The following is a 13,366-nucleotide window of genomic DNA, read 5'->3' as shown; positions in this document are numbered from 1 at the left end:
CGAAGGGGCGGGAACCCGTCGGCTCCCGCCCCTCGCCCGGACCGCGCAACTCACCCGGTCACCCGGACCGCCGGGTCAGCGGCGGTCCTCGTAGCCCTCCGGGAGCCACTCCTCCCAGATCTCGCGGTTCTCGTCCACCCAGATCTCCGCCGCCTCCGGGGGCGAGAGATCCTGGTCGGCGATCATCCGCGCGACGGCGTTCTGGTCGGAGTTGGTCCACGTCCAGTTGTCGAGGAACCGGTAGGCGTGGTCGTCGTGCTCCACGAACCCGGCCCGGAAGATCTTGTTCAGCTCGTAGACCGGGTAGTCGCAGTCCACGAACTCCGGGTCGGCGTCGCAGCCCTCGTAGTACTCGGGGAAGTCGACCTTGACCAGGTCGATCTCCTCCTGGAACCACTGCGGGTCGTAGAAGTAGAAGAGCACCGGCTCCTCGTTGGCGGCCCTGCGGCGGACCTCGGTGATCTGCGCCGCCTCCGAACCCGCGTAGACCATCTGCAGGTCCAGGTCGAAGGCGTTGATCATGCCCTGGTCCTGGCTGACGAAGCCGGGCGCGCCCGCGAGGAACTCTCCGCTGTCACCGGTCTGGGCGGTCCGGAAGAGATCGGTGTTCTCCTTCAGCCCCTCCACGGTGGTGATCTCCGGGTACTCCTGGGCCAGGTAGGCGGGGACGTACCAGCCGATCACGCCCTCGTTGCCGTTCGGGCCGCCGTCCACGGCGGTGCCGTTGCCCTCGGGCCCGTACAGCTCGAACAGGTCGTCGTGGCCCCAGTTCTCCAGGATCACGTCCATGACGCCCTGGTCCAGGGCCTGCCACGAGGGCTGTTCGTCCACCCGGACCAGCTGGACCTCGTACTCCATCTCCTCGCGGAGGATGTGCGCCAGTACCTCGGCGCTGGCTTCGTAGCCCACCCAGTTGTTGACCGCGATCCGCACGGAGTTGGGGTCGCGGGTGATCTGGTCGGTGCGCACCGCGCAGGAGCTCACCATCACCAGGGCCAGGCCCACGGAGAGCAGCCGAAGCAGGGTGCCCCTTCTCAGAAAACTAGGCACGGGGTGCCCTCCTTCCCTGCGTCACACGGTCCAGGAACAGGCCGAGGAAGACGATGGCCAGGCCGGAGGCGATACCCAGGCCCAGCTCGTTCTGGGCCAGGCCGAGCACCACGTCGTTGCCGAGTGCGCCCGCGCCGACCAGCGCGCCCATGACCACCATGGACAGCACGAGGATGATGCCCTGGTTGATCGCCAGTCGCAGCGATCCCACGGCCATCGGAAGTTCCACCTTGGTGAGCAGTTGCCACTTGGTGGACCCCTGGGACGTGGCGGCCTCGATGGTGCCCACCGGCACCCCGCGGATACCGTCGTTGACCAGCCTGATCACCGGGGGCAGCGCGAAGATCACCGCCGCGGCCAGGGCCGGTACGGGCCCCAGGCCCAGCAGCGCGACCGCCGGGATCAGGTACACGAACGGCGGCAGGGTCTGCATGAAGTCCAGGACGGGCCGCAGGATCGCGGCGAAGACGTCGCTGCGCGACATCAGCACGCCGACCACCACGCCCAGCGCGATGGTGACCACGGTGGCCACCAGCACCTGGGACAGCGTGTCCATGGCGTTGGACCACACGCCCAGCAGGCCGATCGCGACGAAGGAGCCGCCGGAGACCAGCCCGACGCGCCAGCCGGAGAAGATCCAGCCGAGCGCCGCGGCGACCAGCACCACCAGCCACCAGGGCGAACCGGTGAGCAGGTTGTTCAGCGGGCCCAGGACGGTGGTCTGCGTCCACCCGCCGAAGGCCGCGGCCGCGGGGCCGATGGCCGCCTGGGCGGCGTCGTTGACCGCGTTGATCGGGGTGTCGATCCGGATGGACAGGTCGCGCGGCCAGCCGCCCAGGTCGAGCAGGCGGCCGACGGCGGTGACCAGGATGACCAGCGCGAGCCCGCCGCCCAGCAGCGGCATTCGCTGGTGCTCGGGGATCCTCGGAGTGTGCGCGCCGTGGCCGACCGCGCCCGTGACCCGGTCCATCGCGATCGCCAGCATGACGATCGCCAGACCGGCCTGGAAGGCCTGGCCCACGTTGATCTTGGCCAGCGCCTGGTAGATGGCGTCACCCAGACCGCCCGCGCCGATCACCGACGCGATGACGACCATGGAGACCGCGAGCATGATCGTCTGGTTGACGCCCAGCAGGATGGTGCGCTTGGCCAGCGGCAGCTGCACCTTGGTGAGGATCTGCCAGGGGGTCGAACCGAGCGAGGTGGTGGCCTCGACCGCGCCCTTGTTCACCTCGCGGATGCCCAGCGCGGTGATCCGCACGACCGGCGGGAGCGCGTAGACCGCGGTCACCACGGCCGACGCCGGGTTGCCGATGCCGAACAGCAGCACGAACGGCAGCAGGTAGGCGAAGGCGGGCATGATCTGCATGAAGTCCAGCACCGGGCGCAGGCCCCGGTAGAACCGGTCGCTGCGCCCGGCCAGGATGCCGAGCGGGATGCCGAACAGCAGCGCCATGAAGACCGCGGTGATGATGAGCGACAGCGTCGTCATCGACTCGTTCCACAGTCCGGTCAGCGCGAACACGCCGAAGGTGGCCAGCACCAGCAGCGCCACCCGCCACCCGGCGATCCGCCAGGCGGCGAACACGCCGAGCACCGTCACCCCGGCCCAGGTGAGGAAGTCCAGGAAGTAGTTGATCAGCACGACGGCCGATCCCAGACCCACCGAGATGTAGTTGAAGAAGTAGAGGAACAGCGGGCTGTCGTTGCGGTTGGCGACGACCCACGCGTAGACCCCGTCCAGCCAGGCCATGAAGCTGTCGCCGACGCCGGTCGGGAAGCCTGCGGCCCAGGCCGGGTTGCCCAGCGCCCTGGTCGCCCAGTAGCCCGCGACCAGCACCGCGACCGCGATCAGCGCCTGCAGCCAGGTGTTGCGCAGCAGGCCGCCGGAGCCGCCCCGGTTCCCCGGGCCTCCCGCGCCGGAGCCGGTGGCCCTGACGGGTTCGGTCATCGCGGCCATGTCACCCACCGTTCCCGGTCGGCGCGGGGCCGGCGTGGTCGGTGGCCTCGTCGGAGATCTCCTCCACCGTCTCCTCCTCGATCGCGGCGACCTGTTCGGCCCCCTCCAGCTGGTCCTCCGCGATGGCGCGCAGCACGTCGTCACGGCCCACGTAGCCGAGGAGGGTGTCGCCCTCCACGACCCGGACCGGGGCGGTGCTCGCGGCGAGCATGGGCAGGATATGGGCCAGGACGGTGCCCGGCTCGGTGGTCGGGCCGTCCGTGCGCTCGTCGGGGAAGGCGTCGCGGACCAGCCACCGCGCGGTGAGCACGGTGGTGCGGGCGACGTCGGAGGTGAAGTCGGCGACGTAGGCGTTGGCCGGGCGGCCCACGACCTCCTCCGGGGTGCCGACCTGGACGAGCTCGCCGTCGCGCATGATGGCGATGCGATCGCCCAGCTTGAGCGCTTCCTGGAGGTCGTGGGTGATGAACACCGAGGTCTTGTTCAGCTCGCGCTGGAGCCGGACGACCTCGTTCTGCATGTCCCGGCGGATCAGCGGGTCCAGGGCGCTGAACGGTTCGTCGAACAGCAGGACCTGCGGGTCCACCGCCAGCGCGCGGGCCAGGCCCACGCGCTGCTGCATACCGCCGGAGAGTTCGCCGGGGCGGGCGTTCTCATAGCCGGTCAGGCCGACCATGTCGATCATCTCGCGGGCCCGCGCGTAGCGTTCGGGGCGCGGCATCCCGCGCACCTCCAGGCCGTAGGCGACGTTGTCGATGATCTTGCGGTTGGGCAGCAGCCCGAAGTGCTGGAAGACCATGGCCATCTTGTGCCTGCGCAGCTCGCGCAGCCGCTGGTCGCTGGCCTCCTCGATGTCCTCACCGTCGAGCAGCACCGAACCGGAGGTCGGCTCGATCAGCCGGGTCAGGCACCGGATCAGCGTGGACTTGCCGGACCCGGACAGGCCCATGACCACGAAGATCTCACCGGGGCGAACGTCGAAGGAGACGTCGCGCACCGCGACGGTGCAGCCGGTCCGCTCCTTGATGACGTCCCGGTCGGCCCGCTCCAGGTCGGTGCCGATGACGCTGTCGGCGTTCCTGCCGAAGATCTTCCACAGGTTGCGGACGGAGAAGGTCACGTCGGACGGGCCCGCGGCCGGGGCCGTCTCGGTGGCCTGGGTACTCATCGGGTCTCCTTCTTCTCCGCCGCCCGGCCCGCCGCGCGGTCCTGGCGGATCAGGTCCGCGGCGCGCTCGCCCAGGGCGAGGACCATGACCATCGGGTTGGGCGTGGGCAGGGTCGGGAACACCGAGGCGTCGGCGATCCGCAGGCCGCGCAGACCGCGCACCTTCAGGCGGGGGTCGACCACTGCGGTGTCGTCGTCGGCGGCGCCCATCTTGCAGGTACCGGCCGGGTGGTAGACGGTGTGCGCGGCGCGGCGACCGTACTCGGACAGCTCCTCGTCCGTCTGGACCTTCGGACCGGGGGCGACCTCGCGCTTGAGCCACGACTTGAAGGGCTCGGTCGCGGCGACCTCGCGAGCGATCTTCAGCCCGTCCACGATGGTCTTCTCGTCGTACCCCTCGGGGTCGGTGAAGTAACGGAAGTCCAGGGCGGGCGGCGCCTTGGGGTCGCTGCTGGTCAGGGAGAGCTTGCCGCGACCGCGGGACCGGGGGATGTTCGGGGTCATGCAGACCGCGTAACCGTCCTCGGGCGAGTCATAGCCCAGCCGCTTCGTGTTGTCGTCGAAGGGGATCTGGTAGATGTGGAACATCAGGTCCGGGCGGGGGTCGCTCTTGTCGCGCCGCACGAACAGGGCCGCGTCGGAGTCCATCACGGTCTCCTCGGGGACCCGCTCGTTGGTCTCCCACATGATGATCGACTCGGGGTGGTCCTGGAGGTTCTCGCCCACGCCCGGCAGGTCGTGGCGGCTCTCGATGCCGACCGCACCCAGCTCCTCGGCGTTGCCGACGCCGGACAGCATCAGCAGGCGGGGGCTGTCCACGGCGCCCGCGGCCAGGATGACCTCCTGGCGCGCGTTGACCGTGATCTGCTCGCCGCCCGAGGTGGTGGCGCTGACGCCGGTGGCGCGGTCGCCGTCGAAGAGGACCTGGCCGACCCAGGTCTCCAGCAGCACGGTGAGGTTCTTCCGCACGTCCATGATGGGGTGCAGGTAGGCCACCGAGGCGGAGGAGCGGTAGCCGGTGTAGGGGTCGTAGGCGATGGACAGGAAGCCCGCGCCGTCGGCGAACCCGCCGCCGTGCGAGGTCAGGGCGTTGAAGTCCTCGATGACCGGAACGCCGGCGGCTTCGGAGGCCGAGGACACCCAGTCCTTGACCATGGCGTTGCGGTCCTTCTCCGCGATGGGGATGATGTTGCACTTGATGCGGTCGGCGTAGGACTGCACGGTGGCGTTGTCCCAGCCCTCGGCGCCCGCGGCGACCCACTCGTCCAGGTCCTCGGCGAACGGCCGGAAGCTGATGAGGGTGTTGTGCGAGGAGCAGCCGCCCAGCACCCGGGCGCGCGAGTGCAGGATGTGCGAGTTGCCGTTGGGCTGCTCGGTGGTGGTGTACCCGTAGTCGAGGTCGCTGTCGAGGACGCTCAACCAGTCGCGGAGCCGGAGCACGTTCTCGTGGTCCCGGTCGTCGGGCCCGCCCTCGATGACGCAGACGGTGGTGCCGGGATCCTCGGTGAGCCGGTTGGCGATCACCGATCCCGCGGTGCCTCCGCCGACGATGACGTAGTCGTAAGTGGTTTCGTTCATGGACACGGCCCGAATCCTCTCGTTTCTCTTGCTCGGGGGATGGCGGGGGGAGACCGACCCGTGTGTTTTTTGGTTTCCCGGCTGTCGCACGGGGTCGTTCGACACGCGGTGGTGATGGGCGCGACGCGCGGTGTGGATTCGTGCGCCGCGCACTGGCGAGGAGGGCACCCGCCGATGCGTAGGACGGACCCGCACCGGCGGGTGACCTCGGGGTTCCGGGCGGTTCAGCCACCCGGAACCCTCGGGTCGGTCAACCGGACCGGCGCTAGCCGAACCAGCGCTGCGGCTCGGGCGACAGGTTCCGGTAGACGTGCTTGGCCTCGCGGTACTCGTCGAGACCGGCCAGGCCGAGTTCGCGGCCAACGCCGCTGCGGCCGAAGCCGCCCCACTCTGCGCCCGGGAAGTAGGGACCGTAGTCGTTGATCCACACCGTGCCGTGGCGCAGGGCCGCGGCCACGCGCTCGCCGCGGGCGGTGTCGTTGGTCCAGACACCGCCGGAGAGCCCGTAGTCGGTGTCGTTGCCCAGCTCGATCGCCTGCTCTTCGGTCTCGAAGCGCTCGACGGTCACGACCGGGCCGAAGACCTCGGTCTGGACGATGTCCATGGACCGGTCGCAGTCCACGAACACGGTGGGGCGGTAGAAGTAGCCGTCCTGGAGATCGGCGTCGTCGGGGCGCTTTCCGCCCGCGATGACCTTCGCGCCCTCTTCGACGCCGCGCGCCACGGCCTTCTCGACCTTGGCCCGGTGCTCGGCGGAGACCAGCGGCCCGCAGCGCACGCCCTCGTCCTGGCCGCGGCCGATCCGGATGGCCTCGGCCCGGCGGGCGAGCTCGGTGGTGAAGGCGTCGTAGATGTCGTTGTGCACGATCAGTCGCGCACCGGCCGAACACACCTGACCGGAGTGGAAGAACGCGGCGCTGAGCGCGTAGTCCACGGCCGTGTCCAGGTCCACGTCGGGGAAGATGATGTTCGGGTTCTTGCCGCCCAGCTCCAGGGCGATCTTCTTGACCGTCTCGGCGGCCGCGGCCATGATCCGGCGCCCGGTGACCAGACCGCCGGTGAAGGAGACCAGGTCGACGTCGGGGTGCTCGGACAGCGGTGCGCCCGCGTCGGGGCCGCTGCCCAGGACCATGTTGACCACACCGGCGGGGATGCCCGCCTCGGTGGTGAGCTCGACCAGCTTGGCGGTGGTCACCGGGGTGACCTCGCTCGGCTTGATCACCATGGTGTTGCCCGCGGCGATGGCCGGGGCCATCTTCCAGGCGAGCTGGAGCAGCGGGTAGTTCCACGGCGTGATCATGCCGCAGACGCCGACCGGCTCGTAGACGACCTTGCTGTGCACGCCCTCGGGCGCGGACACCAGCCGTCCGGCGTCCTTGTCGGCCAGCCCGGCGTAGTAGCGGAAGACGTTGGTGACGTCGTCGACGTCGATCCCGCCCTCCTCGATGGTCTTGCCGGTGTCGAGCGACTCCATGACCGCGATCTCCTCGCGGTCGCGCTGGAGCAGGTCGGCGATCCGCTCGAGGATCCGGCCGCGGTCCCCGGCCGTGGTGCTGCGCCACTCGCCGCCGTCGAAGGCGCGGCGGGCGGCGGCGATGGCGGCCTCGGTGTCGGCCTTGCCGCCTTCACTGACGATGGTCAGAACGGATGCGTCCGCGGGGTCCAGGATTTCCCGGACGCGTCCGTTCTGCGCCGCCCGCCACTCTCCGTCGATGTACAGACTGGTGGCCGTGGCCGCACCCGGCTCGGACAGGTACGGCACGGACGGCAGGGATGCACGGGTCTGGTTCACGGACCCCTTCTGCCCAAGATCGCTAGTCACAAACTGCCTCGTCTCGTAGGTCACTTATGCCACAACGTTCCCACAACCCATACTGATCAGGAAAAACAGCGCGTTGTGGGATGCCTTCTCCGTGGCTCAGATCACCAGGCCCTTCAGGCAACACCTACGTTCCGGGCTTACCCGACCACGGGTGGACACTCCACCGTGGGGAAGACCGGAACGAGTCTTTGACGTGCATTTGTGTTGACCTCGGGGGTGGGCCGGGCTCAGGTTTCAGGGGCCGAGCACTGGAGGTTCGGACGGCGGTCGGGACCGGGTCGACCCCGCCACCGCGCGCGGGCGGGGGTGTACGCCTACCGGCACGCTCTGGTGACCTGACTCTCCGTTCCGGAGACCCGGGGAATACAAATCGGACTCTTTGACGTACATTTAGGTGTACCTAAGTTGGTTCGCCGACTCTCTCCGAGAAGCACCCCCATGGACCGCTGCCCGCGCACCCCGCTGAGGAACGCATGCTGCTTGAACAGGAACGCCGCGATGTCTGCCTGACCGCCCGCGCCATCGCCCAGCACCCGGGAACCGCCCCCGGCGAAGCGGGGTCCGTCAGCGTCCGCAGCGGCGACCTGGTGGTGGTGACCCCCCATGGTCTCCCGCTGGACCAGATCCAGCCGCAGGACTGCCCGGTGATGTCCCTGGACGACCGGATGCTCGAGGGCCGCCGAGACCCGGCCGCCGAGACCACCCTGCACATGGCCGTGCACCGCCACGCCGCCGACCACGGCCGCGAATCCCTCGCCCTGGTCAACGCGTTCACCACCGACACCACCGCGGTGTCCTCGGTGCTCCCCGAACTGCCCCCGATCCACCACCGCGCCGCCGGCCTGGGCGGAGCGATCAGCGTGACCCCGTACATGCCCTACGGCACCGGTGACATCGCCGACCAGGCGGTCAAGGCCCTCAAAGGCCGGGACGCCGCCCTGCTCGCCAACCACGGCGGTCTGGCCCTGGGCCGGAACCTGGAGCACGCCATGGAGAACTTCCGGCTGCTCGACTGGCTCTGCACCACCTACCTGCGCGCCCGCTGGGTCGGCCAGCCCCGAGTCCTCTCCGAGGACGAGCTCGCCGAGGCCCGTCAACGCGACAACTACGGCTGGGCGGGCCCCGACCCCTTCCTGTACTAAAGCGGGGCCTGCGCTCAGGCAACGGCCTGTACTAGAGAAGGAATCCGGCAGCGAGACTGGCCCTCTCCTCTCTGTAGTGGAACGCCGCACTCCGCGTCATCCTCACCACCCAGGCCTGAGCCACCCCAACCAACACTCACAGGCGACTGACACCGCCCGGGGGCATGGCTGATCCCCAAGCGCGCTGTCGGTGAACTCGCACAGACCTCCTTACCGGACCGGCCGCCAGTGGCACCGGAACCCTCGCCCGCTGCCGGGCCCCTGCGTGGTGTGCGGTTCCTCGGGTACCTGGGGTTCCTGGGGTACCTGGGGTACCTGGGGGTTCCCCGTTTCCCGTCCCGTGATGGTGGCCGTCTGTGCTGCGCGCGTCGAGGTCGTGGCCGTCGGAGCGCTTCGCGCTGGAGTGGCGCTCCGCCTTGACCCGCTTCGCTGCGACGGCGGTGGGCGGCTATCGGGAAACGGGGCAGGTACGGTCCGGGGCGGCAGACGGGCCCAACTACCCCGGTCCTCGGCCGGTCCTCTCCCCAGCCCTGCGCAGACCGGCGGGCCGTGTCGCGGCCGGCCACCCGTGCCAGCGAACACCACCAGCAGCCCACCAGCCCCCCGGACCCGGTTTCGGCCCCCCTTTCAAAGATGATCTTGCTACCAGGAGCAAGTTCGGCGCCGAACTTGCTCCTGGTAGCAAGATCACCGGGAATGAAGGGGTTTCGGAAGCAGCGGACCACCCCCAGGTGCGGGTTACAGACACTCGGCTTGCCCGGGGCCGACACCACAGCGCTGAACCCCGCCCTCACCACCGGCTGGCCCGATGGCACGCATGACCGGCCGCGACACGCACCCCGATCCCCGCAGAGGTGAAGAACCCGCTGCCCTCGCCGCCGCCTTTCCGTCCGGGCCCATGACCGGCCGCGACACGGCCAGGCGTTGCGCACCGGGGTGGGGAGAGGACCGGCCGAAGACCGAAGCAGTTGGCCGTTGGCAGTTGCCTTTGGCCCCGTTGGGCCCCTCTGGGGCCCGCCTGCCACCCCGACCACACCTGCCCCGTTTCCCGATAGCCGCCCACCGCCGTCGCAGCGCAGACGGCAACCATCACGCGACGGGAAACGGAGGAACCCCGCACAGCGAGGCAGGCACACATCAGGATGGCTTCTCCCCCAGTACCTGAGCGGGCAATGCCCGTCCTACACGAGGCTCGGCGGGGTAGCAGCCCCACGAGATAGCAGCCCGGCAGGACTGCAGCTCAGTGGCCTGTTGGTCGATATCCGGGCTGGGCAGTACACCTAGGCGACCGGTTCTTCCTCGGGGAGCTCGTCGGGCTGGGTCCAGGCGAGGTAGAGGGCCGGGGTCGTCGTGTGGGCCATCACCAGCGACCAGAGCAGCGGCAGGACGAGCCAACCGGGGAAGTCCGCTCCCCCGGGGCTGAAGACGATCTTGTTGAGTGCGGACAAGACGAAGCTCGATCCCAGCATCGCGCTCGTCATGTGCTGGCCGAAGCGGTGTGCGTCGTCGCGGTCCCCGCGCTGGCGCTCATCCAGGAGCCGGTACGGCAGTGACATTCGGGTGATCTGATTCAGCCTGGTGATCAGGTAGAGAACCGGGCCGAGCAGACCGAGGAACGCCACCGTCAGGAGGAGATCCAGATTGCCGGGATCGGCGATGCCCCCTGCGGCCAGGCTGGCGCAGGCGGCCAGGACCAGCAGGACGAGCAGTACGGCATGGAGCCGTCGGCGGGTCCGGGAGGCCCGGACGCGGTTCAGGGCGGGCTTCTCGGTGTCGGCCAGCAGGAGGTTGTCGCCGGGAATGGGAAGCAGGGACTTCAGGGGCTTCACGGGAGGCTCCTTCTGAGGGGGAGGCGGCCTACTGGCCGATGCGGGGGAAGGGTTCGGTGGAGAAGACGACCTCGACCGGCACCTCGAAGTACTTCGCGATGCGCAGTGCCAGGTGGAGGCTGGGGCTGTACTCGCCCCGTTCCAGGTAGCCGACGGTCTGGTAGTGGACCCCCAGGGCCTCGGCCAGCTGGCGGCGGGAGACGTCGCGTTCGGCTCGCAGCATGGCGATCCGGTTGTAGATGGTCTCCGCGGCCGCCGCCTTGGCACGGCGGCCGTTGCCGCTCTGTTTGTTCTCAGTAGGCACGCTTCATCGCTTCCTCTCGGGCCGCCTGGACCCGCGACCCCGACGTACGACGGGCCATCCGCCGCAGCACAGCCTGCGCGACGAGGAACCCGGTCACCGCCCACAGTGCCAGCACTCCGGCGACCAGCGGCAACTCTGGAACGTCGTACCCCCCGGCGGCCAGAGCCTCGGCCGGGAAGAGCGCGGCGCGCACCCCCTCGCCCATCCAGTAGATCGGGAAGACCATGGCGACGCCCTGGACCCAGCCGGGCAGGAAATCCACGGGGGTGAAGATCCCAGAGATCCCCACCAGCCCCATGAGCGGCAGCATGGCCAGGCCGACACCCATCCGGGGGTTGCTGATCAGCGAACCGAGGACCGCGCCGATCAGGGACAGCGTGGTCAGGCCGAGCAGGCAGACCCACAGCAGGGTGAAGGCGCCCTGCCAGCCCTGAAGGGCGACGCCGTCGATGAACAGCAGTGCCGGTACCAACAGCAGGGACAGGGAGAACACCGACATCAGCAGGATGTGCACGGTCCTGCCGACCGCGTACCCGACCATGCCGTGCGGGACGGCCCGGGAGCGCAGGAGCGTCCCGTCCTCGCGTTCGGTGGCCAGGACCTGGGCGGTGGTCATCACGCCCAGGAGCGCCATCAACATGACGAGTCCGGTGAAGATGATCCCCAGCCCCGCGCCGGGCCCTTCGGAGTCGCCGTCGTCGAGGAAGAACGCCATCCCGAGGAAGAGCGCGGGAAACAGCGCGTAGCCGAAGATCACCTCCTGGGCGTTGCCCATCGAGGCGCGGAACTCGACCAGGCCCCGGTTCAGTCCGGCGCGGGCGGCGTTGACCCTGGGGCCGACGGAGGTGCTCATCGGGTCTCCTTCGTGAACTCTTCGGCGGCGCGCTCGGCGTCACCGCTCTCGTACCGCTGGACCATGGCGAGGTAGACGTCCTCCAGGGAGGGCCGGGTCACCCTCAGTTCGGTGACCGCGTCCGCGTGCTCGGCGTACAGCTCCGCGACGTGCTTGGCGGGGTTGTCGGTGCTGTGGACGTGGCGCTGCCCGTCGACGCTCCAGGTGACCTCGCTGTCCTGGGCGATCAGGGAGGAGAGCTGGGCGGGGCTGCCGTCGGCGACGATCCGCCCCCCGGCGAGGAGGAGGATGCGGTCGGCGAGCTTCTCGGCCTCGTCGAGGTCGTGGGTGGTGAGCAGGATCGTGGTGTCCTCCTCGTCGGCGAGCCGGAACACCAGGTCGTGGAAGTCGCGGCGGGCCTTGGGGTCGAACCCGGCGGTGGGTTCGTCGAGGAAGAGCAGTTCGGGGCGGCCGACGACGCCGATGGCCACGTCCAGGCGGCGGCGCTGCCCGCCGGAGAGGGTCTTGATCCGCTTGGTGGCGTGCTCGGTGAGGCCGACCAGGTCCAGGAGCGCGTCGGTCTCGTGCGGGCGGACGCGCTCGGGCGTGGAGTGCGGGGCGTAGAAGCGCCCGAAGTGGTGCAGCAGGTCGCGGACCCGCCAGGCGCCGTGGTCGCGCCAGGACTGGAGGACCACGCCCAGCCGGGAACGCCACTCCTCGTCACCGTGGTCCGGGTCGGAGCCCAGGACGTCGACGTCACCGGCGGAGCGGCGACGGAAGCCCTCGAGGATCTCGATGGTGGTGGTCTTGCCCGCGCCGTTGGGCCCCAGGAGCGCGATGACCTCGCCGCGCCGGGCGGTGAGGTCGACCCCCTTGAGGACCTCGGTACTGCCGTAGTTCATCCGCAGGTCACTGACCCGCAGTACGGTCTCGGCCGGGGTCCCGGTGGCCGGTGCGCTGGCCCTGGACCGGCCCTGCGCCGCCTGACTCGTCACAGCAGTCCTTTCGTTCGTCGTCCTTCTACTTCGATTGATAGTACATGTACTACATTTTCGAGCACAGAAAGTATCATGGGCAGCAGAGTGACAACGGCGGCCGCGAAAGAGCGCTCAGCCCCGAACCCGCAGGTCAGCCAGGATGGAAAAGAGGAGTGGCCACATCCGGCCACGCGACATCCGGGTACGGATACTCAGTGATCCGTCAGTCTCAGACGTGAGAATGGTGCCGACGACCAACCCGCCACGGCAGGAGGCTCCCATGCGCTGTAGCTACATCAGGCTCCTCGTCAACGACTACGAGGCCTGCTTCCGCTTCTACGCCGACGTCCTCAAGCTCCCGGTCCTGTGGGGCGACGAGAACAGCCGCTACGCCGAGTTCGACGTGCAGTCCCGGACCCGGCTGGCGATCAACCAGCGCGAGGTGATGGCCGAGGCCCTGGAGACCGACACCGCCGACCCCGAACTCCCGCACCAGGACCGGTTCGCGGTGATCTTCGAGGTGGACGACGTGGACGAGTCCGCCGCCAAGCTGGTCGCGGACGGCGCCCGTCTGGTGATGGAGCCCCGGGACTGGACCGCGTGGGGCATCCGGGCCGCCCACTTCCGCGACCCGGACGGCTACCTCCTGGAGATCAACTGCCCGCTGATCCCGGTTCCCGCCGACGACCGAGACGTCTGAGCAGC

11 protein-coding genes are annotated in these 13,366 nt (G+C 69.5%); 2 read left to right on the top strand and 9 right to left on the bottom strand.

Annotated features, from left to right (window positions below):
* Positions 1-75: 75 nt before the first annotated feature.
* The 5 genes from HNR07_RS25970 to HNR07_RS25950 all read right to left on the bottom strand — a co-directional run bounded on the left by HNR07_RS25970 (position 76) and on the right by HNR07_RS25950 (position 7,547).
* Positions 76-1,050 carry a glycine betaine ABC transporter substrate-binding protein gene (locus HNR07_RS25970; protein ID WP_312893981.1) on the bottom strand — a complete coding sequence of 325 codons (975 nt, stop codon included), beginning with the start codon at positions 1,048-1,050 and terminating at the stop codon, positions 76-78.
* A complete protein-coding gene (locus HNR07_RS25965) occupies positions 1,043-3,010 on the bottom strand; it encodes an ABC transporter permease (RefSeq protein WP_221318938.1) in 1,968 nt (655 codons plus the stop codon). Before HNR07_RS25965 ends, HNR07_RS25970 begins: the two co-directional genes overlap by 8 nt.
* Before the next feature lies 1 nt (position 3,011).
* On the bottom strand, positions 3,012-4,178 hold the full coding sequence (locus HNR07_RS25960; protein WP_184367249.1) for a quaternary amine ABC transporter ATP-binding protein: 1,167 nt from the start codon (positions 4,176-4,178) through the stop codon (positions 3,012-3,014).
* A complete protein-coding gene (locus HNR07_RS25955) occupies positions 4,175-5,761 on the bottom strand; it encodes a GMC family oxidoreductase (protein WP_184367247.1) in 1,587 nt (528 codons plus the stop codon). The genes HNR07_RS25960 and HNR07_RS25955 overlap by 4 nt, the downstream gene beginning before the upstream one ends.
* A gap of 259 nt (positions 5,762-6,020) precedes the next feature.
* A complete protein-coding gene (locus HNR07_RS25950) occupies positions 6,021-7,547 on the bottom strand; it encodes an aldehyde dehydrogenase family protein (RefSeq protein WP_184367244.1) in 1,527 nt (508 codons plus the stop codon).
* 503 nt (positions 7,548-8,050) lie between these two features.
* Between HNR07_RS25950 and HNR07_RS25945 the strand changes: the two genes are divergently transcribed.
* Positions 8,051-8,719, top strand: coding sequence for a class II aldolase/adducin family protein (locus tag HNR07_RS25945; protein ID WP_184367242.1), 669 nt, complete (start codon positions 8,051-8,053; stop codon positions 8,717-8,719).
* A gap of 1,280 nt (positions 8,720-9,999) precedes the next feature.
* Here the strand turns inward: HNR07_RS25945 and HNR07_RS25940 are convergent.
* From HNR07_RS25940 to HNR07_RS25925, 4 genes are all read right to left on the bottom strand, one after another.
* Positions 10,000-10,548, bottom strand: a complete 549-nt coding sequence (locus tag HNR07_RS25940) for a hypothetical protein (protein ID WP_184367240.1) — start codon at positions 10,546-10,548, stop codon at positions 10,000-10,002.
* Positions 10,549-10,576: 28 nt separating this feature from the next.
* Entirely contained in the window at positions 10,577-10,771 is a 195-nt protein-coding gene (locus HNR07_RS25935) for a helix-turn-helix transcriptional regulator (RefSeq protein WP_221319868.1), read from the bottom strand.
* A gap of 70 nt (positions 10,772-10,841) precedes the next feature.
* A complete protein-coding gene (locus HNR07_RS25930; protein ID WP_184367238.1) occupies positions 10,842-11,705 on the bottom strand; it encodes an ABC transporter permease in 864 nt (287 codons plus the stop codon).
* Complete coding sequence (locus HNR07_RS25925; RefSeq protein WP_184367237.1) at positions 11,702-12,679, bottom strand: ABC transporter ATP-binding protein; 978 nt, start codon at positions 12,677-12,679, stop codon at positions 11,702-11,704. The genes HNR07_RS25930 and HNR07_RS25925 overlap by 4 nt, the downstream gene beginning before the upstream one ends.
* A gap of 262 nt (positions 12,680-12,941) precedes the next feature.
* Between HNR07_RS25925 and HNR07_RS25920 the strand changes: the two genes are divergently transcribed.
* Positions 12,942-13,361: a VOC family protein gene (locus HNR07_RS25920; RefSeq protein ID WP_184367235.1), complete on the top strand. Its 420-nt coding sequence runs from the start codon at positions 12,942-12,944 to the stop codon at positions 13,359-13,361.
* Positions 13,362-13,366 lie beyond the last annotated feature (5 nt).

This window comes from Nocardiopsis metallicus (assembly GCF_014201115.1).
In the GTDB taxonomy this organism is placed as follows: Bacteria; Actinomycetota; Actinomycetes; order Streptosporangiales; family Streptosporangiaceae; genus Nocardiopsis; species Nocardiopsis metallicus.
This window is presented reverse-complemented; position numbering and strand designations above follow the sequence as displayed.